Genomic DNA, 18726 nt, shown 5'->3' with positions numbered 1-18726 from the left:
GTTCATGACTTAAATAATAAACTATAATTTGGTAAGATTTAATTGAGGGGGCGCTCCGAAGAGGGGCGCGGCAACCCGTTCAGAAGGCGCCCCCTCGCAGGCATCGGCTAGGGCCGGCGGTTGTGGCGGCCGTACCTCTCGTACGCCTCCATCACCTGCAGCTCGTACTCCTTGCGGTAGCCCTTGACCACCGTGTCCAGGATAAGCCCGCTTGCGAATGCGACGATGCCCACGAAAACGAGCGCCACGGCCAGCAGCGCGGAAGGGAGCTTGGGCACGAAACCGGTTTGCGCGAATTCCACGATCACCGGCACGCCGGTCAGCAGGCCCAGCGCGCAGAACAGCAGGGCCACCCAGCTGAACAGGGCGAGCGGACGGTAGTCCTTGAACAGGGACATGATCATGAGCAGGACCTTCAAGCCGTCGGAGAACGTGTTGAGCTTGGATTCGGACCCCTCGGGCCGGTCGCGGTAGTCGATCGGCACCTCGGCGATGCGCCAGCGCTTGTCCACGGCGTGGATGGACAGCTCGGTCTCGATCTCGAAGCCCGGGGAAAGGACGGGCATCGTCTTGGCGAACACGGCGTTGTAGGCCCGGTAGCCGGTCATGACGTCGGAGAACTTGAAGCCGTAGATCCATTTGATGAGCACGCGCACCAGGTTGTTGCCGAATCCGTGGAAGGCGCGGTCGTTCTCCTCGCCGTAGGTGCCGTTGGACAGGCGGTCGCCCACGCACATGTCGGCCTCGTCTGCGAGAAGCGGCGCGAGCAGGTCGGGCGCGGCCTCCGCAGGGTAGGTGTCGTCCCCGTCCACCATGAGGTAGTAGTCCGCGTCGATGTCGCGCATCATCTGGCGCACGACGTTGCCCTTGCCTTGGCGGCGCTCGGTGCGCACGATGGCGCCGTGCTCGGCGGCGATGGAGCCGGTTGCGTCGGAGGAGTTGTTATCGTACACGTAGATGTCAGCATCGGGCAGGACGCGCCTGAAGTCGTCGACGACCTTGCCTATGGTGAGCGCTTCGTTGTAGCACGGGATGAGCACGGCGACAGACGCGCGCCTCCCGTCGCGGATGGTGGTGCCGTCGGTGGAATGGGTCACAGGCTCGCTCCTCTTCTAGACTGTCGAACATCCTATCCGAAATTCGGCCATCGCGCCAGGTGTCCTTGCGGTTCTTCCGGCAAAACACGGTAGGAGAGCCGTTTCCGGGAGGTAAGGAAGAGCGCGGGCCCGCATGCTAGAATGCGGATTCGCGCGCGGATTCAGATTGGTGGCGTTCCCCATGAAACTTCTCAAGCGCTTTGGCGGACGCAGGGGCGTGCTCCTCGTCTCGGTTGCTTCGGCGGCCCTGCTCGCCGCGGTGTTCGTCAGCACGGCCGCCTCGTCGCGGTCGGAGACCGAGGCGGCGATAGGCTCGGTGAGCGAGGCGTACCTGCGGGAGCTGGGCGACCAGGCGGCGCTTCGCCTTGAAGCGGACGTGGGGTCCAGGCTCGCCTCGATGGACGCGGCCGCGGCGAGCGTGGGCGGGGCGGGCGACGAGAGGCTGCTTTCGGAGGCGCTCGACGCCGAGCGGACGGCCGGCGGCTTTTCCATGATGGTCCTGCTCTCCGGGGACGGGCGGCGCTGCTCGGCTTCGGATGCGGGCGGCGCGGCCGAACAGCCCTCCGGGGAGGTTCTGGACGCCTGCTGGGCGGCCCTCGGGTCCGAAGATCCGCGCATCGTCTTCGCCGAGGACGAGGTGGTGTTAGTCAAGAAGGTGGACGCCGTGGCGTGCGGCGGCGCCTCCTACACGGTGATGGCGGCTGCCTGCGAGGTGTCGCAGCTGGTCGGCCGGCAGGAGGGGGACGGGCGGGGCAGCCGCCTGCGCGCCGCCGTGCTGGAGCGCGACGGGTCGTTTTCGGCCGGGGACGACGTTGTTTCCGGCCTGCGGGACAAAGGCTTGTTCGGGATGCTCGAAGAGTGCGTCTGCCTGGGGGAGGGGGTCGACGTCGGGGACGTGCGCTTTCGGTACGCGCGCGGCGAGTCGTTCTCCGTTTCGTGCTCGCTTGACGGGACGAGGTTTCGGTACCTGCACCTGCGGCCCGTTGGGACAGGGGGATCGTATCTGTGCGTTGCGATGCCCTACGAGGAGGCGGGGGAGGACATCGTCGGCCTGAGCAAGGCCCTGCAGCGCAACGCGCTGGTGGCGGCCGTGGCGTTCGCGCTCGCCTCGGGCGCGGCCTTTCTGGCGTACTACCTGGCAAGAGCGCGCAACGAGAAGCTGCTCGCCGAGGAGAAGGCGCGCGCGGAGGACGCGCTTGGCCAGGCGCAGCATGCGAACCGTGCGAAAAGCGAGTTCCTTTCGCTCATGTCGCACGAGATCAGGACGCCCATGAACGGCATCATGGGCATGACGGCCATCGCCCTTGAGCACGTCGGGGACCCGGCCAAGGTGCGCGGCTGCCTGGAGAAGGTCTCGCTGACCTCGAGGCATCTCATGACGCTGCTCAACGACATCCTGGACATGAGCAAGATAGAGAGCGGCAAGATGAGCATCGAGCGCGATCCCTTCGACTTCGCGGCGTTCGCCGGCTCCTTCGAGGGCGTGTTCGGCGCGCAGGCCGCCGAGCGCGGCATCCGCTTCGCCGTCGAGACGGCGCCGGGGCTGCCCGCCTGCGTGGCGGGCGACGAGCTTAGGCTCAACCAGATCGTGTACAACCTGGTGGGCAACGCGCTCAAGTTCACGCCCGAAGGAGGCAGCGTGACCTTGCGCATCGAGCCTATGCGCGGCCCCTCGCGGCAAGAGGGCGCGCGCCGCGCCGTTCGCGACGGGTACGCGGGCTGGGTGCGCTTCACGGTGAAAGACACCGGCTGCGGCATAGCGCCCGAGCATGCGGAGAGCATCTTCGCGTCGTTTGAGCAGGGCGATCCGAAAACCGCGCGCTCCTACGGCGGGACGGGGCTGGGCCTGGCCATCACGAAGCGGCTCGTGGAGATGATGGGCGGCGCCATCGGCCTTGAGAGCCAGGTGGGCCGCGGCTCGACGTTCACGGTGGAGGTCCCTTTGCGCGAGGAAGCCGCGGGCGCGGCGGGCGGGGATTCCTCGGGCGCTTCGGACGGCGCGCCGCCAAACCTGGACGGCGCCAGGGTGCTGGTGGTCGAGGACAACGACCTGAACCGCGAGATAGCGGTCGAGATACTGGCCATGGCCGGCGCCGAGGCCATGGAGGCGCGCACGGGAGCCGAGGCGGTGGCCGCGTTCGAGGCGTCCGAGCCGGGCTTTGTCGACCTGGTGCTCATGGACGTCCAGATGCCCGAAATGGACGGCTACCAGGCAACGCGCGCCATCAGGAGCCTTGCGCGCCCGGACGCCCTCGAGGTGCCCATCGTGGCCATGACCGCCAACGCGTTTGCGGAGGACGAGCGGCGCAGCCTGGAAAGCGGGATGGATGGACATCTGAGCAAGCCGCTTGATATCAAGCTGGTTTATGCCACAATAGACAGGTTCTTGAGGCGCCGCCGCGCGGACGGCGGCGCATGAGGGGGCGCGCCCTGCGCGCCGAGGTCGGCGGAAGGACGGCGCGCTGTGAAGAGGCTGCTAGCTCAGATCATGAAGTTCGGCGTGGTGGGGGCTATCGCCTTCGTCATAGACTACGGGCTGCTCGCCCTGCTCACCGAGGTGTTCGGTGTGAACTACCTGGCAAGCGCCACCGTGTCGTTCACGGTGTCGGTGACGTTCAACTACCTGGCGTCCATGCGCTACGTGTTCCGGCACAAAGAGGGCATGAGCCGTCGGCGGGAGTTCGTCGTCTTCGTGGTGCTGTCGGTGGTGGGCTTGGGCATCAACAACGCGTGCATGTGGGCGGGCGTGGAGCTTTTGGGCATCCATTACCTGGTGGTGAAGATAGGCGCCACGTTCATCGTGATGGTGTGGAACTTCGTCACCCGCAAGGTGTTTTTGGACGCCGGCGAGGAGCCGGAGGGCGCCGCGCGCAGCGAGTGACCGTGCGGGGCGCGGCCGGCGTGCAGGCGCGGGATGCGCTCGATGCGCTGCCGCGCAGCGAGCCGACGATCCCTTGGCGCGGCCCGCTTCGGGCGCGCGGCCGGTGCTGCGGCTTCGCGCCGCTTCCGAAAAGCGCGAGGCCGGGCGCGCGGCCCGGCCTCGTTGCTTTCGTGGTGCCCTTGACAGGATTCGAACCTGCGGCTTTCTGCTCCGGAGCGCAACCTTTTCATAACACTTAATCATATTGCATGTATAACCCATTATGAAATTATCAAAAGTGTTAGTTTGATTCATTACTTGTATGCCATTCTATCACCTGGAATTACATAAACAGATAATTAGAATGCGCCTCAGAGATCACAAAATGCTTTCCAAAAAGTTGTGCCAATTTCCACAATAGATACGCATTTTGTGACCATGTGTGACCAAACGGGCTACGACATGGGACGGAGGCGTCGGAAATGGAGGACGCGAAGCCGAGGTACGAGATCTGCGGCATCTCGAGGTTCAGGGACGGCTGGAGGGCTGATTTCCGTCCCGTGAACAGCGACGGAACGCGCGGGGCGCGGGTCAGACGCGTCATGAAATCGAAGGATAAGGAGGGCGCCAGACGGGAGGCCGAGAAGCTCGCGGCGCGCGGTCTTGCCCGGTACAAGGACGGGGCGGTGAGCGTCGCGCAGATGGTCGAGGCGTACATCGAGGCGTATGCATCGGGTGCGTCGGCCAGGCTTTCCGACAAGACCGCCCGGGGCTACAGGACCGTGGCGCGGCGCATCGACCGCAGGCTCGCCGCGATGGACATCCGGGAGTGCGAAGCGTCCCATGTGAGAAACTACCTGCGCCTGCGCGCGGGCGCGCGGGCGAACACGGTGAGGGCCGAGTACTCGCTTCTGAAAAACGCGTTCGCCAAATCCGTGACGGACGGGCTGCTCGTTTCCAATCCGGCGGCCGAGATCGATCCCCCGGATAAGGAGTCCGCGCCCGATCCGGGCGATGGGAAGCGGGCCGAGGCCCTCCGGATTGCTCGCCTCGCAGGCGGGGATATGTCCGTCGCCGCATACCTCGCCCTTGATGGCGGGCTGCTGCCCTGCCAAATCGTCTGCGTGCGCCCGTGCGACCTCGATAGCGCACGGCACAGCGTGCAGGTGGCCCGCAGGCGAGCCCGGGGCGGAGCGGTGACGGAGCGTGCGAGGCCCCTTGTGCGCGAACTCGGAGCCGAGGCGTGGGAGACGGTCGCGCACGCGGCCGAAGTATGCGAGGACTACGGCTGCTGCATCGTGGGAGGCGGGCTTGCTCCCGGGGATCCGGACCTGCTGGCGAGGAAGTTCGCGGATTTCGCCGGCGCATTCGGCGTCAAGCTCACCCTTTCGGAGATAAGGGGGCGCTGATGCACTACAGAATCGACGCCCTCGGGCAGCGCGGCCCGGAAACGTGGCGCGTGGGGATGCACCCTGTGTTCGACGACGGCAGCAAAGGCGAGAGGATCTTTTGCACCGTGAAGGCGCGAACGCGGCGCGAGGCGCAGAGGCTTGCCGAGGAGGCGCGAGCCGAGGCAGAGGAGGCTCAGCGCAGCGGGGAGTGCGATGCGCCAAGCGGCGGTGCCCCCACGCTTCTCGAATGGCAGGAGCGGTGGGCCGAGCGGCTCGCCGCCACTGGCGCCGTTACCGAAAAAACCGCCGCAGGCTACGTGGATAACATCAAGGGGCTGGGCGAAGTGGCCCACATGAGACTCGACGAGATAGGGGACGACGACCTTGTGAAGGCTCTGGCAGGCATGCTGGGGACGGGCATCTCGCCCAACACCGCCAACACCAGGTTCAAAACCGCGAAAAAGGCGCTTGACAGAGCGAGAGAGGCGGGCATCATACGCGAGAACCCGGCGGAGGAGGTGAAGCCGCCGAAGAAGGTCCCCACGAAGCCGCGTTCGCTGTCGAACACGGAAAGGGAGCGCATGCTCGCCCTCGTCCCGAAGATGGTCGGGCCTCTGCCCGTGGCGATCTGCCTGGGACTCATGGCGGGCCTGCGCGGCGAGGAGGCGCTCGGCCTGCAATGGCGCGACTTCAACGAGGGGGACGGTCTTTTGACGATAAGAAGGGTCGTCACCGCCGACAGGAACGGCATGGCCAAGGTGGAGGAGCGGACGAAGTCGGCCAGCTCCCTGCGCACGCTTCCCGTGGCAAAGGAGCTGGCAGCAAAGCTCGTCGAGCGGAGGACTCAGCACAGGAGCCTGTGCGTCCAAATCGGGATACCGTTTTCGGACAGCCTCTTCATCCTAGGAGATGTGGACGGCCGGCCCCTCGGTCCTAACGAGTTCAGAAGGTCGTTCAAGGCGTTCAGCGACGAGCTTGGCTTCGGGTGCACCTACCATTGGCTGCGCCATACCTTCGCAACCGGCATGATCGCCCGGGGCGTCGATGTCCGCACGGTTTCGTATTGGCTTGGCCACTCCGATCCAGGGTTCACGCTGAGCACGTACTGCAACACCGACCCGGTGGCGCTCGCCGAGTCCGTTGCGGCGGTGGATGCGATGGCGGGTGGATCCGAGTGCGGTCTGCGCCCGGCAACGCCTAGGGATGACGCGGGGAGCGCGCTGCGGGACATTTGCGAGATCTACGGGGTTTCTCCGGAGGAGCTGGTGCGGGAGATCCTTGTTGCGCTTGACGAGATCGGCAGCCCATCCTTGAACACCTAGGCGGAGCCGACCGCTTCCCCGTAGGGGTAAGCGGTTTGCCGCTTACCCCTTCCTTGCCCCATGCCCCGGCGTAGGGGCCGGGTCAAGGGATAAGCGCAAAACCTGAACCAACCCCCGGAGCGCAAGCGGAGGGGGTTTGTGCGGGTTTTGCGCCCCTTGACGCGGCACCGTAGCCGGGGCACCTGCGGCGCGACGTAGCGCGGAGGAGGCATCGGCACACCCGTGGCCCCTCCCCTCGGCCCCGAACGACCGCTTGAGGCAGTCGCGTTCTCACCCGCCCCTTGAACGACGGCTCGGAAAAGCCGCGTCGAAACCTTCTCGGGCATCCAGCGCGCACCCCGGGCCGTCTCCGGCGCGGCACCGCACCTGCCCGGCGGGGCGCTATTCACAGCACACATTTGTATCGCGCAAAGCAGCTGCGCGTCCCGGCCTCACGTAGAACCGCCGGACGGCGTTTTTCGGCCTGCGTGCACGAGGTTGCAAGGGCGAGCGGAGGATGCCTCCGCGGTGCTTCGCACCGGCTCCCGGCGCGGGGCGCGCCCCGCGAGTGAAGCCCGTCTCGTCAACGTCCCGACCTCTTGGCCATAAGATGCGGTCCCGGCTGCAACCGGCTCCCTTGGGAAGCCGCCTGCGGCCCGGATCGCGGCCTTCGATCACGCAAGCGCTGGGCCACGCTCCCATTCCGGATATTCCCAGCCTTTTTCACTGGTGATTTGTTACCCCGTGGGAAAACCCAGGCAGGGCAGCCGTCCGGTCACGGCGCTATGTCGGCGATGAGGGTGACCGGAGCTTGCGTTCTTCTTAAATCATGACTATTCCTCTGATATAATAGAGGGGTGATAGTCCGATGCGAGATCCGGTTCATCTCCATCAAGGCGGCGAGGCTCTTGCGGAACCGAGCCGCCCTATCACAAGCCTACCACAACCCGCGCCCGAAGCGACTCGCGAGCGCGGGTTTTTCTTTTACTGCGATCCTTTGCTGAAAAACGCGCTGAAGGGGAAGCGGGGTCTATCCGTCATGCATCCCGCTCGCACTCCGAAGCACCCACGTCATGCACGCGCTGCACGAGGGATGGGCGCAGTGATGGGGGCAAGCCCCCATGCCCCTGTTCGCACACAGCCTGTTCGCAACCATCATCAAAAAAAGGCGACCCGTTTGATAACCCGATGCCTCGCTTATATATGGGGAACATGTGTAGATGCCCATATACTCATATAGGCACATGGATAGCGGGTAAACGGAACGCGACATGCCAGACGAGAGGAAGGAGGCATGACATGGCGCATCTGTCGGACGGAAGTCGCCTGGAGGCTTTCTCGGATGCCAAGGAGCTGGTGCGATGGGTCAACTCGCACCAGGGCGCGCGGCCTTTGCAGGTCATAACGACGGGAGCCGGCGTTCTGCTCGAATACGAGAGCGCGGCAGGCGGCGGGAAAGCGGGATCGGGGCGCGGGGCGCGGAAGGAGGTGCGGTAGCATGCGTACCATCGCCGTTGTGAACCAGAAGGGCGGCGCGGGCAAGACCACGACGAGCGTCCAGCTCGCCGCCGGGCTTGCCGAGCGCGGCTGGCGGGTCGTCGCCTGCGACATGGACGCCCAGGCGAACCTCACGGGAACCCTCATGGGGGAGGCCGAGCAGCCCAAGTACGCGCCGACCATGTACGAGCTTTTGACCGGGGAGGCGTCGGTGGACGAGGTCATGGCGGCGTGCCGCCGCTGCGACCTCATCCCGGCGAGCCGGCACAACAAGCGCCTCTCCATCATCGACGCGGCCATCGGCGACATGCCGAACAAGCTCTACCACCTGCGCGAGGCGCTCCTCGCCGTGGCGGGCCGCTACGACTTCGCCGTCATCGACACGCCGCCGGCGCGCGACACCCTCGCCTACAACGCGCTCACCGCAGCGGACGGCGCGGTCATTCCCGCCGAGGCCGCCGAGTACTCGCTCGACGGGATAGCCGACCTCGCCGACTCCATCGAGATGACCCGGCGCTACACCAACCCCGATCTCGCGATCATCGGCATCCTCATGACCCAGCACCGGGGGCAGACGAGGGTGGCGCGCGGCATGGCCGCGAACGCGTCCGAGATGGCCTCGGCGCTTGGGACGCGCGTGTTCCCGAAGCCCATCCGCGAGGCCGCCGCCATCGTGGAGAGCCAGGCGCGCTACACCGACATCTTCGACTACGCGCCCGAATCGGGCGTGGCCGGAGACTACCGGTCCTTCGTGGACGAGGTGGTCGGTTTCTTCAAGAAGGGGGATGAACATGCGCAGTAAAGACTTCACGAGCTCCCGCGCCGCAGGGCGCGTGAGGCGCGTGAGCGAGGAGGAGGCCGTGTTCGGCGGCGGTCCGAAACCGACGGCCGAGGGCGCGCAGGTCATTGACGGCAACGAGGCGGCTACCCTCACGCGGAGCATGAAGGTCCTCGTGAGCGACGATCTGTACTACCGGATGAAGGCGTACCTCGCACGGCGCGACAGGAAATGGAACAGCGCCGGCGCGATGGTGCGCGACCTGCTGGAAACCGAGCTGGACAAGCACGGCGCTTAAAGCATCTGCGAAAAGAAGGGAAAGAACATGGACGAGACCGCATACGAGACCTCCTACGGGGAGAGCGAGCCGAAGCCGAAGAAGCCGGCGAAGCGCAAGGCCAAACCCGCCCTCAAGGCACTGCCCAACATCGAGCAGGTGGCGGCGTTTCTGAAAAGCGTCTATGAGGTGGAGGGAGGCGACATCAAGGGCGCTTTGGCGGTGGCGGGAAAGTCCGGCGCGGCCTTCCTCGTCGATTCGAGCGGCATCAAGGGCGTCGTGCTCGACTACCGCACCTACAACGAGCTCGTGAAGTCCGCCGCAGGCGACGGAGGGCTTCAGGGGATCCGATAAGGCATTTGGAAGGCGTTGGGCGCGCTTAAGGGAAAGGGGTTTAGCCCAGAAGCATAAGCCGCCCGCCCTCCCTCTCTTGAGTTTGGCGACCGCGAGGGGAGGGGCGGGCCAACCTAGAAGGGATTCTACACATGGGACACGATGAGTTCAACTTCGCCTCCTGCGCAGAAGCATCGGAGCGCGCCAGCGAGGCGGGCATCTTGGAAAAGGCCGTCCGCTATGGCTGCTGCATGCTCGGAGCCGCTTTGGTTGACGCCCTCCTCGTCCTCGGTTCTTGGGTGGCGTGGCCGTACTAAACGTTTCGGCGCAATGCGCTTTCGGGAAGCCCGCGACACGACCGTGCTGCGGGCTTCCCGCTGGCGCCAGGGAATCATTTAGGCCTTGCGCGACAAACCGCTACGCGGGACTCTGAAACAGGACATTGAGGAGAGGCGGCGCTAAAGGCTGCAACCGCGAGGCCTTCGGCCGCCGTCCCCCGATTTCTCGGAAGCGGCCTTGGCGCAATCGGCGGCGCGCCGGCGGCTCTCTTCGGGAGAACGCCGGCCGAAGACTTCTCGGATCTTCTCCAACGCAGGGGTGAAGCACTCCCGGACGCGCAGGCGAAGGACCTCTTTAACCCCCAGTTCTCGTTGTTCCTATCGGCGTTGCCGATGAACGCGTCGACGACGAACATATCCCAGAAGCGCTCGCGCACCAAAGCCGAATCGTCTGCCAGGTTGTCGATTGCGGAGCTTGGCGCCGTCCAAGTTGACGATCCTCATCATCAGCCTCTTCCCAATCGCCAGGGTCACCATGTCAGCACCCTCGAAACGACATTGGTTTTCTTAATTATACACCGTGGGCGAAAACTCCCCGTGCGCGCCATTGCCGTCATCAAACGCGCCTTCGCCTTTGATGCCCATCCACCCCGAAAACGGGTGATTGAAACCCGCGAATAGAGGGTAAGCTCCATTCGGATACGCAAGAGACGCATTTGTACGGCATATCCGGTTCCGGATATACACAAATGCAAGCGCCCCGCGCGCCTTGGGACGGCGGCCCTGCGACCGAAACGGTCTTAGGGCCTCCCACCCACGGGCGCGGCCACGCCGCGCACCCGGCACGCGACGGCCCATGCGGGCGCGTCGGATGCCGGGTGCGCGCGGGGCGCTCTCTTGGCAGGGCTCCGCCCATGCACCGGGGAGGCGAGGACATGGAGAAAGGCAACGAGGGCCGAAAAAGCGCGGGCGTGTTTTTGCGCATGACCCCACAGCAGCGCGACCTCATAGACCTGTTCGCGAGCCAGGCGGGCATGACGCGCTCGGAGTACGTCGTGCAGTGCTGCGCCTACAGGCAAAACAGCTTCCTGCTCGACGCTCGCCACGTCATCGACGCCGTGGCGCCCATCGTGCGCATCCGAAACGACGGCGGGCCTCCCGCCGAACTCGACCTGCCCTGCACCGCGCCGCCGCGCAGGGCGGCAGACAACGAGGTGCGCGACCGGCGTCTGGAATTGCGCATAAGCCCCTACGAGAAGGAGACGATCCGCTCCGAGGCGCAGCGCCTGCACATCACCATGACGGAGTTCGTACTCATGTGCTGCGTCTACCGGCCCACGCCCGACCACCCCGTGCTCAACAAGGACGAGGTGCGGAAGGTGTACGCGGAGCTGCGGGCACAGGGCCGCAACCTCAACCAGATAGCCGCCGCCGCGAACCGCATAGCCTCGGTCGCCTGGAGAGACGACATCGACGCGGGGATGGTGGACAGGCTCTGCGCCGAGCTCACGGAGGACAACGAGCGCACGCGCGCCGCCGTCAACGACGCGCTGAGGGCTGCGGGAGAGGCGATGCGCGCAACGCGCATCCGCAACGGGACGCCCGGCAGGTGACGACATGGCGATGATAAAGACGCTCGCGCGCAAGCACGGCGGGTGCGAGAACATCATGGACTACATAGAGAAGGAGGGCGCGTGCCTTGCCTACGACTACGGCGACAACGTGGCCGATCTGTCCAACTGGGCGCGCGAGTTCGACACGGTGCGCGCCGATTGGGGCAAGGATGCGGGACGCAAGTACTACCACGTGATGATAAGCCCCGACCCCTCCGACGGCTGCGACCTGGAGACGCTGCGCGAGCTTGCGACCTCGTGGGCGCGCGAGCGCTACCCGGATGCGCAGTGGGTGATCGGCTACCACGACGAAGGCGGGCGGCTGCACGCCCACATAGCAATGAACGCGGTGATTCCGAGCACGGGCTACAAGATACACATGAGCGACGATGACGTGGAGGCGGATGCCAAGGCCCTCCAGGACATGTGCCGTGCGCGCGGCCTGAGTTACTTCGAGGGACCCAGACCTGAGCCGTCGGGAGACGGGTGGGCCGTTGCGCGCGGAGCGCGACGCCGTCCGGCGGTCGCGCTCTCGGACGCCGAACGCCGCCTCATGGCGCGCGGCGTGGTGCCGTGGAAACAGGAGGTGCGCGACGCGATGGACGCGTGCGCGGGCGCGGCGACGTCGTGGGATGACTTCGTCGGGCGCATGGCGGCGCTCGGCTACAAGGTGACCCTCGGCAGGCGCGGGGTGGCGACCGTGGCGCATCCGGATGCACAGGGCACGCGAAAGACGGTGCGCGCCACCGACGACAACCTCGGGAGCGACTACACCAAGCAAGGGGTCATGCGCCGCATATCGGCCCGCATCGGCAGGCGCTACGCGGGCAGCGTCGCGCTGCCCGCTCGCTCGCTGCGCCTGCCGGCCACGATGGAAGAGACGATCAGAGCGCGCGGCGCGCGCAGGCCGTGGCTCGACCCCCAAGACGTGCTCGACTCGCTCTCGGTGCTCAGGGAAAACGGCTTCTCGGACGTCTCGGAGGCGCGGGGCGAGCTCGAAAGGCTGAACGGATTCCTTGAGCGGCAGCGAGAGGCCCTCGACGCCCTGCGCGCCCGCGTGGAGGTCGTCGAGGGCGCGAGGGTGCGCGCGCGAAGATGGGAGAGCCTGCGAAGCGGCGAGGACGAAGATGCCCTGTATGCGTCGGTCGGGTCCTACTTCGAGGTGCGCGAGATAGAGCAGTGGTTCGAGGAGCGCGGGATGTCCGTCGCCGAATACGCGCGCCAGGGCGGCTCCGAGATCCTGCGGGAAGCCAGGAGTGACTTGCAGGCCGTCGCCGACGCCTGCGCCGCTGCGGAGCGCGACATCAGGGCGCTTTCCAAAGCCCTTTCGACCATGGAGCGCCTCGCGATGCCGTGCGCGCCTGCGCGCGGCGGGTCACGCACGGGGGCTTCGGGGCAACTCGCCATCGAGGGCAGGGCCGGGCTCGCGCGGTTGCGCGGCGAGGTGTTCGAGCGCACGGCGGCGCTGCTCGCGCAGCAGGACGACGAGCGGCTGAAGCGGCTCGCGCACTTGCAGCGCGAGGCCCTGCTGCGCGAGCAGATGGCGGCAGAAAGAGCGGCTGGGAGCGACACCCCCGAGGAAAAACAAAGCGAGCATCAGAGAGAAAACGAGAGAGGGGCATCCCATGAAGGTTTCGATCTACTATCTGACGGGCAACTACGGAAGCCTCGACACGACGCTCCAGTCGATACAGGACGGCGTGTTAATTGACGACGCCTACCTGCAGGCAGACGAGCTCGAAGATCGCGGCGTGGTGCTCATCCGAGCGCTCTACAGCAGCTCTGCGGAGGGCAGGCAGGCCATCACCAACGGCGAGATCGTGGTCGCCGCGCCCGAGGAGCTTGCCAACATCGGCCTCATCACGGTGGACGGTCAGCCATTCCTCCAGCGCATCGGAGAGGGACCCTTGGACTTCGCCCTTCTCATCCCCGACATGCTCGCCAAGGCGGGGGTCGGGCAAGACGAGGACGAAGAGGACGAGGATTTGAACGAATAGGAGAACCCATGGAAACGAAGAGATGGACGGAATACGACCGGATAGACGAGGCGATGGACCTCATCGAGTTGGACTGGTTCGAGAAGCGTTTGACCTTCAACCCGCTCGCCTACGCGCGCACGGACGAGGACGCTAAAGCCGTTGCCGCCTGGGTGCTGAACTTCCTCACATGCCCCTACACCAATTCCTCAGCCCTCGCCGCAAAACTCAAAAAACGGCGAGCGAGGTCGCTGTTCAGGAAGCGCCACGATGCGGACATAGTCCGGTTGGAGAAGGAGGAAAAGGCCTGGAAGGCGGCGATGGCGCTGCTCGAAGCGTGCATCGCGCTGCTGCGGGATTGGTGCCCCGACGAGGACCTCTCGCTGGGAGCGCTTTTCTCACTGGTGAGCATGGCCGAGACCAACGACGGCGAATGGGCATCTCCGCTCGATTTTCTGTTCAACCAGATAATGACAGGGAAAAGGTACGTCGAGGCGAGCGACGGAAACGACGGGGCAGATGAGTGGAGATGGGTTCCGACGCAGCTCGAAAGGAAAGGAGACGGGGCCGTCCCGGGCGAAACAGGGGGCCTCTCCCCGGACGAGGATACGGCCTTGGGCCTTTACGAGAGCTTCAAAGGAAACACCATGCCCGTACAGTACGAGGCCGTCAGGATGTGCAGGATAGCCCTGTGGCACATGGCCGAGCATGTCGGATCGCAGCTCGCGCTGCTCGCCGGGAAGGCCGAAGGAGAAGCGGTTCGCACCTGTTCGGACGACGGGGGTTTGGCATGAGGGCGCTTATCGCCTGCGAGGAGAGCCAGGCGGTCACGCTGGAGCTTCGGAAGCTGGGCCACGAGGCTTACAGCTGCGATGTGCTCCCGTGCTCGGGTGGCCACCCCGAGTGGCACGTGCAGGCAGACGCCCTTGAGGTGGCCAAGATGTCGTGGGATATGGTGCTCGCCTTCCCGCCGTGCACGCACCTCGCGGTGTCGGGTGCCAGGTGGTTCCCCGAAAAGGTCAGGGACGGACGCCAACAGCGCGCCATCGGGTTCTTCCTCGCCTTCACCGCGCTCGACCACGTGCCTCGCGTGGCCATAAAGAACCCGGTGGGCATCATGAGCAGGCTCTACCGCAAGCTCGACCAGATCATCCAGCCGTGGATGTTCGGCCACGCGGAGACGAAGGCGACCTGCCTTTGGCTCAAAGGCCTCCCCAAACTGGAACCCACCGACCTTTTGAAGGGCGTGGAACTCGCACATCGCGTGCACGAGATGCCGCCCGGTCCCGAGCGCGCGCTACTGCGTAGCAAGACCTACGCGGGCGTCGCCCGCGCCATAGCAGTGCAGTGGGCGGGACCGGCCTAATAACGCCCCGCCTCTAGATGGAGCAGCTTCAGCGATGTTTGGTTGACGGGCATCGTCTATCTTGCGAAGCCGACGCCGCCGCTTGACGGGCGCGCTCCATCAACTCCGCAGGCGTCTCATTTTTGTCATCCGCGCACCGCTTCTGGTAGGTCTCAAACACCTCTTGGATGAAATAATCTACCTTCGGTGTCAACAGGCTCGGATACGCTCTGCTCTCTACGATGTCGTAGATCTCGTCTATGGACGACGGGTGCATGGCCTCGAGGAGAGCGAGAGCGTCAACCGCATCTCGGTCGGTCGCCGTCCTTGCCGATGTGAGCTTTAGAGCCAGCATCGTCTCATCGTCAAGTCTGGAAACCTCAAGGTTCGAGAAACTAAACAGCGCTTCGGTTGTCATTCCGCCGGGGTTGATGAATCCCTTGAAGGCGTCGTTGAGCCAATCTTGCTCCAAATTCCGTTCGGCTGCGATCTCGGCAACAACGTCGCGGAACTCCCTGCGTGGTTCGAACAGGGCGTCAATATCTCGTGTTGAAGCCCTCGCGTTATGGCAGAGTGACATGACCGCTCCTCCACCGATGATCAAATGGCCGTTTATCCCTTTCTGGGCAAGTCTCTCGTTAATAAGCTCGAGCAGTTCGACTATATGATTGGGAGTAAGGTCTTTCCCGTGCGACGCCATCGCTAGCACCTCCCCAGCAGGTTGTCGCCAAGCATCAGGTTCCTCTTCTTGAATTCGTCGCAGGTCGTACCCTCGAAGTACCGACGGGCATTTTCGTCCCGGCCGCACACCCCTGGCAGCGCCCAGACGGGCTCGGCGAGGTAGTAAGACGGCTGGTAGACCCAATCGGGCACTTCGAGCGAGTACGTGTGCGACAGCAGCTCAACCAGGGCGGCTATCCTCGCGTCGAGGATAGGATCGCCGGATGCCGGAGGCTGCTCATGTACCATAACTGTGCGCTCGGCGTCGCCAGCGTGGAGGTAGTCGTCCAAGAACTGGTTGTAGGCGTTCTCGCGGTCGCCGTCGATAGCAGCCACATCGCCCACCCTCATTCTAACGGGTGCCATATGCAGCCTCCTTTGACTTGTCTGGGACTCGTTCTGCCTCCCGAAACTTACCCTTCATCGTCAACCTCTTCCCAGTCGATCAGATCCGTGCTTCGGTCATGCGCCACGAGGTCGGCGACGGCGCGCTGCTTGGTGGCGATGGGCAGCGCGTTGAACTCCGTCCTGTCTACCACGGACCTGCCGAGATCCGGCAAGAAGTCGTCCGTATGCTCGTAGTCGATGACGCCGTAAGGCGTTGGGACCTCCCCGGCGCGCCCGGTCGTCACGCAGGTGACCCGCCCGAGGGGGACTTGGGAGATGACGCCCCACTGCGACGCGGCGGACTCAAGGCTCTCGTAGGTGAACTCGCCGGGGCGCAGGAACACGGCGATCTCCCCGATGAGGCTTCGGTCCAGATGGTTGAAGGCGTAGAGGTACGCATCGTGCGCGACCTTCACGAGTACCCCGTCTTCGACGAGCCTTCTCAGCGTCGAGCGCAAGGTGTTGCCCTGCTCGTTGAAGATCAGGCCGAGCTCGCGCGAGCGGAAAAGGCACCGCCTCTTCTTGTCCCATTTATGCAGCAGCTTGACCGCCTCGATACTTTTCACAGCACCTCCTGGATGCGAATAGTTCAAAAACGCACCACTTATTATACGCCACATTTTTCGAAACACCATCCGTAGCCGAAAAAGGTCTACGCTAAAACAAGAGCCGACCCAAAAGGATCGGCTCTTGCGCTGCACGTCCGCCATTGCCGTTTCGTTGGCCATGGCTGACCGGCGACGCTACATCTGAAGACGCCCCTGGGACTCGGCTGCGCCGTGGGCGCTGTTTGCGGACGCGGCCTTGGCGAAGGCGCGGGCGGCGTCGTTCATGGACGAGGGGCTGCGCTCCGGGGAAGGGGAGGGCGCGTCGCGCACCGGCTGCGGCGCGGCGTCCTTCCCGGCCGCCATCTTGTGCCCGCTGGTCGGAGCGAGCGGGTCCTTGACGGCGGCCTCTCGCGCGGCGCGGCGCGCCTCTTGGACGCGCTCGAATCCCGGGTCGTCCTTGTACATGCCGATGAGAGTGGAAGCGTCCTGTTTGGTGGGGCTCTCGCCGAGCGTGGCCATGTCCTCGTCGCTCACGACGCCTGCGGCGCGCAGGTCTGCGATGAGGTCGAGCTGGCACTCGGTCGCCGGGGCGAGCGGGTCCTTGATGACGACCTCGCGTTCCTCGTCCTGCGCCGAGGCCACCACTGGCGAGATGGCGTTGCGTCGCTCGGCCTTGATGGTCGCGTCCAGCCGGAAGATAAGCCCTTCGGCCTCGTTCTTGATCGCGCGGCAGTACTCGTTGAGCGCTTTGGCGTCCTCGAGGAGCACGGTCGAGGGGAGCTCGGGCACGGTGTCGTTGGGGATGCCGTAGCGGGCGTTCACGGCGTACATGGCCGTGTCCCCCGCTTGGGCAATGTCCTCGCCCCATTTCTTGCACGCGGCGAGGTAGGCCGGGCCGTCGATCTCGTCCTCGAGGTCGATCTGAGGGGGCAGCCCGCGATAGCGCTTCTCGTTCGCCCCCTCCACGGCCGACGCAGGGTAGAGGATGTCGCAGAACAGGTGCCCGGCCTTGGAGCGGTGCACGGTCGGGATGCCCGGCTCGCCTTCCTTGACCGAACCCCCGAAGCGCGCCCACCCCTCGGCGTTGCGCAGCTCGCGGGTGTCCTCGTAGGGGCTCGCCATGATGGCGGCGCAGTTGAGCGCCGACTCCTTCGGGTGGTTGCCCACGGTGGCGAGCCACTGCGCCCAGAGGTCGGGGTCGGTCACCGCGCCCTTGAGCGCGCCTAAGTTGCTCTCGTAGATCTCTTCGGTGGTGATGCGCTTGCCAGCCATGGTTCTCTCCAATCGTCGGAATGCCGCAAGACGCATCCACCATATACGAGGCCAAGGAGGATGGGAACGTCGGTTGCCAAACGGAGAGGGGGCATTGCGGGGCGCGGGCACCCGGAAAAGAGCCGACTTCGCGCGTGCGGCGCTGAGCGCCCGGATACGGGCATGCGCGCACCTGTCCGGTACCCGGCTAGGGTCGCACCCCGAAACGCCCCGCAGAGGCGGTTTCAGAAGGCCGTTTTTTCTCGCTCCGTCCCAGGTCCCGGATACGCCAGCTAAAAGTTCGCCGCGCTCTCGTCGACGGGATCGACGACGAGAGCCCGCCGCGCCCATCTGCTGCGAGATGCGCAGCGCAACGTCAGAGGCTTCTGCGTGCCGTCGCCGCAGCCGCCTCGGTAACGGTGCGGGGCGCGGGCTCGTCTAGGAACCTCTCGGCGGCGGCGCGGTTGTCGGCGCACGATGCGGCGGGGGCCTCCTTAGGCGCTTGGCGCTGCGGTCCGAGGTCCTCCTCCAAGCCGGGAGCCTGCGCGAGCTCGGATTTGAGCGTATCGTACTCACCTTTGAACTCCCAGGCCGCGCACGCGGCCTTCTCGGCGGCGGCGAGTTTCTCCTGTGCGCCGGCGAGCCGCTCCTCGCACTTGGCAAGCCCCTCGGCCACGCCCTCCACGACGCGCTCGGCCTGCCGCAGGCAGGTCTCGGAGCCGGTCAGCTGAGCGGAGAGGACCTTGCCGCTTAGATGACGGTGCGCGCCCGAGACGGCGAGGTGCGCCGTGAGCTCGCGGTCGATATCGAGAGACAGGCCAAGCCCGTAGTAGGTGCCAAGCTCGTAGGTCCCCTCGGAGCGCATCCTTAGCCTGGCGTCAAGGATGGCGCGTACCGCAGGGGCTTTCTCGAAGAAGCGCCGCCCGCCCACCTCCACGTCGCAGGTTCCCGATCCGGCCGCGTTGTCTCGCCGGATGCGGGAGAGGGCGGCCTTGAAGGCCTGCTCGTCCTCGGCCACCTCGCGCGCCCGGGCAGAGAGGGTTTCAACCATCGGCGCGTACTTGCAGGCGGCGT

21 protein-coding genes are annotated in these 18726 nt (G+C 65.4%); 15 read left to right on the top strand and 6 right to left on the bottom strand.

From position 1 onward, the window contains the following. Positions 1-107: 107 nt before the first annotated feature. Positions 108-1097 (bottom strand): glycosyltransferase family 2 protein, encoded by a 990-nt coding sequence (locus tag ACWKY3_RS03200; protein WP_449314976.1) that lies wholly within the window; start codon positions 1095-1097, stop codon positions 108-110. A 181-nt stretch (positions 1098-1278) separates the two neighbouring features. Here ACWKY3_RS03200 and ACWKY3_RS03195 point away from each other — a divergent pair, with 181 nt between their 5' ends. From ACWKY3_RS03195 to ACWKY3_RS03125, 15 genes are all read left to right on the top strand, one after another. Continuing rightward, the gene (locus ACWKY3_RS03195) at positions 1279-3516 is read left to right on the top strand and encodes an ATP-binding protein (protein WP_449314975.1); all 2238 of its coding nucleotides are present in this window, start codon (positions 1279-1281) and stop codon (positions 3514-3516) included. A gap of 45 nt (positions 3517-3561) precedes the next feature. Next, positions 3562-3978, top strand: a complete 417-nt coding sequence (locus tag ACWKY3_RS03190) for a GtrA family protein (RefSeq protein ID WP_449314974.1) — start codon at positions 3562-3564, stop codon at positions 3976-3978. Positions 3979-4439: 461 nt separating this feature from the next. Then, a complete protein-coding gene (locus ACWKY3_RS03185) occupies positions 4440-5366 on the top strand; it encodes a hypothetical protein (protein ID WP_449314973.1) in 927 nt (308 codons plus the stop codon). Further along, entirely contained in the window at positions 5366-6670 is a 1305-nt protein-coding gene (locus ACWKY3_RS03180; RefSeq protein ID WP_449314972.1) for a tyrosine-type recombinase/integrase, read from the top strand. The genes ACWKY3_RS03185 and ACWKY3_RS03180 overlap by 1 nt, the downstream gene beginning before the upstream one ends. Positions 6671-7948: 1278 nt before the next feature. Then, positions 7949-8146, top strand: coding sequence for a hypothetical protein (locus tag ACWKY3_RS03175; RefSeq protein ID WP_449314971.1), 198 nt, complete (start codon positions 7949-7951; stop codon positions 8144-8146). 1 nt (position 8147) lies between these two features. Beyond that, positions 8148-8948, top strand: coding sequence for a ParA family protein (locus tag ACWKY3_RS03170; RefSeq protein WP_449314970.1), 801 nt, complete (start codon positions 8148-8150; stop codon positions 8946-8948). Continuing rightward, the gene (locus tag ACWKY3_RS03165; RefSeq protein ID WP_449314969.1) at positions 8938-9222 is read left to right on the top strand and encodes a hypothetical protein; all 285 of its coding nucleotides are present in this window, start codon (positions 8938-8940) and stop codon (positions 9220-9222) included. The genes ACWKY3_RS03170 and ACWKY3_RS03165 overlap by 11 nt, the downstream gene beginning before the upstream one ends. 27 nt (positions 9223-9249) lie before the next feature. Beyond that, positions 9250-9555: a hypothetical protein gene (locus tag ACWKY3_RS03160; RefSeq protein ID WP_449314968.1), complete on the top strand. Its 306-nt coding sequence runs from the start codon at positions 9250-9252 to the stop codon at positions 9553-9555. Between the two features lie 131 nt (positions 9556-9686). Then, the gene (locus tag ACWKY3_RS03155) at positions 9687-9851 is read left to right on the top strand and encodes a hypothetical protein (protein WP_449314967.1); all 165 of its coding nucleotides are present in this window, start codon (positions 9687-9689) and stop codon (positions 9849-9851) included. A gap of 354 nt (positions 9852-10205) precedes the next feature. Next, positions 10206-10493, top strand: coding sequence for a hypothetical protein (locus tag ACWKY3_RS03150; RefSeq protein ID WP_449314966.1), 288 nt, complete (start codon positions 10206-10208; stop codon positions 10491-10493). Between the two features lie 254 nt (positions 10494-10747). Beyond that, positions 10748-11425 (top strand): plasmid mobilization protein, encoded by a 678-nt coding sequence (locus ACWKY3_RS03145; RefSeq protein WP_449314965.1) that lies wholly within the window; start codon positions 10748-10750, stop codon positions 11423-11425. Positions 11426-11429: 4 nt separating this feature from the next. Further along, positions 11430-13136: a relaxase/mobilization nuclease domain-containing protein gene (locus ACWKY3_RS03140; RefSeq protein ID WP_449314964.1), complete on the top strand. Its 1707-nt coding sequence runs from the start codon at positions 11430-11432 to the stop codon at positions 13134-13136. Next, positions 13051-13422 (top strand): hypothetical protein, encoded by a 372-nt coding sequence (locus tag ACWKY3_RS03135; protein ID WP_449314963.1) that lies wholly within the window; start codon positions 13051-13053, stop codon positions 13420-13422. Before ACWKY3_RS03140 ends, ACWKY3_RS03135 begins: the two co-directional genes overlap by 86 nt. 8 nt (positions 13423-13430) lie before the next feature. Continuing rightward, positions 13431-14195: a hypothetical protein gene (locus tag ACWKY3_RS03130; RefSeq protein WP_449314962.1), complete on the top strand. Its 765-nt coding sequence runs from the start codon at positions 13431-13433 to the stop codon at positions 14193-14195. Beyond that, positions 14192-14767, top strand: coding sequence for a hypothetical protein (locus ACWKY3_RS03125; RefSeq protein ID WP_449314961.1), 576 nt, complete (start codon positions 14192-14194; stop codon positions 14765-14767). Before ACWKY3_RS03130 ends, ACWKY3_RS03125 begins: the two co-directional genes overlap by 4 nt. A 28-nt stretch (positions 14768-14795) precedes the next feature. Here the strand turns inward: ACWKY3_RS03125 and ACWKY3_RS03120 are convergent, their stop codons facing one another. From ACWKY3_RS03120 to ACWKY3_RS03100, 5 genes are all read right to left on the bottom strand, one after another. Further along, complete coding sequence (locus tag ACWKY3_RS03120; protein ID WP_449314960.1) at positions 14796-15446, bottom strand: hypothetical protein; 651 nt, start codon at positions 15444-15446, stop codon at positions 14796-14798. A gap of 2 nt (positions 15447-15448) precedes the next feature. After that, positions 15449-15832 (bottom strand): hypothetical protein, encoded by a 384-nt coding sequence (locus ACWKY3_RS03115; RefSeq protein WP_449314959.1) that lies wholly within the window; start codon positions 15830-15832, stop codon positions 15449-15451. Positions 15833-15879: 47 nt separating this feature from the next. Then, positions 15880-16419, bottom strand: a complete 540-nt coding sequence (abiEi, locus tag ACWKY3_RS03110; protein ID WP_449314958.1) for a type IV toxin-antitoxin system AbiEi family antitoxin — start codon at positions 16417-16419, stop codon at positions 15880-15882. A 177-nt stretch (positions 16420-16596) separates the two neighbouring features. Then, the gene (locus ACWKY3_RS03105; RefSeq protein ID WP_449314957.1) at positions 16597-17673 is read right to left on the bottom strand and encodes a hypothetical protein; all 1077 of its coding nucleotides are present in this window, start codon (positions 17671-17673) and stop codon (positions 16597-16599) included. A 355-nt stretch (positions 17674-18028) separates the two neighbouring features. Continuing rightward, a partial coding sequence (locus ACWKY3_RS03100; RefSeq protein WP_449314956.1) for a hypothetical protein occupies positions 18029-18726 on the bottom strand: 698 nt, incomplete at its 5' end.

Source organism: Rubneribacter sp. (assembly GCF_965361815.1).
Note: the sequence above shows the minus strand (reverse complement) of the source record. Positions and strands in the feature narration are given on the sequence as shown.

Bases quoted from the DNA above. Each gene is read 5' to 3' on its own strand.
- ACWKY3_RS03175 (WP_449314971.1), top strand. From the start codon at position 7,949: ATGGCGCATCTGTCGGACGGAAGTCGCCTGGAGGCTTTCTCGGATGCC.
- ACWKY3_RS03195 (WP_449314975.1), top strand. From the start codon at position 1,279: ATGAAACTTCTCAAGCGCTTTGGCGGACGCAGGGGCGTGCTCCTCGTC.
- ACWKY3_RS03180 (WP_449314972.1), top strand. From the start codon at position 5,366: ATGCACTACAGAATCGACGCCCTCGGGCAGCGCGGCCCGGAAACGTGG.
- ACWKY3_RS03130 (WP_449314962.1), top strand. From the start codon at position 13,431: ATGGAAACGAAGAGATGGACGGAATACGACCGGATAGACGAGGCGATG.
- ACWKY3_RS03120 (WP_449314960.1), bottom strand. From the start codon at position 15,446: ATGGCGTCGCACGGGAAAGACCTTACTCCCAATCATATAGTCGAACTG.
- ACWKY3_RS03135 (WP_449314963.1), top strand. From the start codon at position 13,051: ATGAAGGTTTCGATCTACTATCTGACGGGCAACTACGGAAGCCTCGAC.
- ACWKY3_RS03105 (WP_449314957.1), bottom strand. From the start codon at position 17,673: ATGGCTGGCAAGCGCATCACCACCGAAGAGATCTACGAGAGCAACTTA.
- ACWKY3_RS03170 (WP_449314970.1), top strand. From the start codon at position 8,148: ATGCGTACCATCGCCGTTGTGAACCAGAAGGGCGGCGCGGGCAAGACC.
- ACWKY3_RS03160 (WP_449314968.1), top strand. From the start codon at position 9,250: ATGGACGAGACCGCATACGAGACCTCCTACGGGGAGAGCGAGCCGAAG.
- ACWKY3_RS03155 (WP_449314967.1), top strand. From the start codon at position 9,687: ATGGGACACGATGAGTTCAACTTCGCCTCCTGCGCAGAAGCATCGGAG.
- ACWKY3_RS03150 (WP_449314966.1), top strand. From the start codon at position 10,206: ATGAACGCGTCGACGACGAACATATCCCAGAAGCGCTCGCGCACCAAA.
- ACWKY3_RS03125 (WP_449314961.1), top strand. From the start codon at position 14,192: ATGAGGGCGCTTATCGCCTGCGAGGAGAGCCAGGCGGTCACGCTGGAG.
- ACWKY3_RS03185 (WP_449314973.1), top strand. From the start codon at position 4,440: ATGGAGGACGCGAAGCCGAGGTACGAGATCTGCGGCATCTCGAGGTTC.
- ACWKY3_RS03140 (WP_449314964.1), top strand. From the start codon at position 11,430: ATGGCGATGATAAAGACGCTCGCGCGCAAGCACGGCGGGTGCGAGAAC.
- ACWKY3_RS03115 (WP_449314959.1), bottom strand. From the start codon at position 15,832: ATGGCACCCGTTAGAATGAGGGTGGGCGATGTGGCTGCTATCGACGGC.
- ACWKY3_RS03145 (WP_449314965.1), top strand. From the start codon at position 10,748: ATGGAGAAAGGCAACGAGGGCCGAAAAAGCGCGGGCGTGTTTTTGCGC.
- ACWKY3_RS03165 (WP_449314969.1), top strand. From the start codon at position 8,938: ATGCGCAGTAAAGACTTCACGAGCTCCCGCGCCGCAGGGCGCGTGAGG.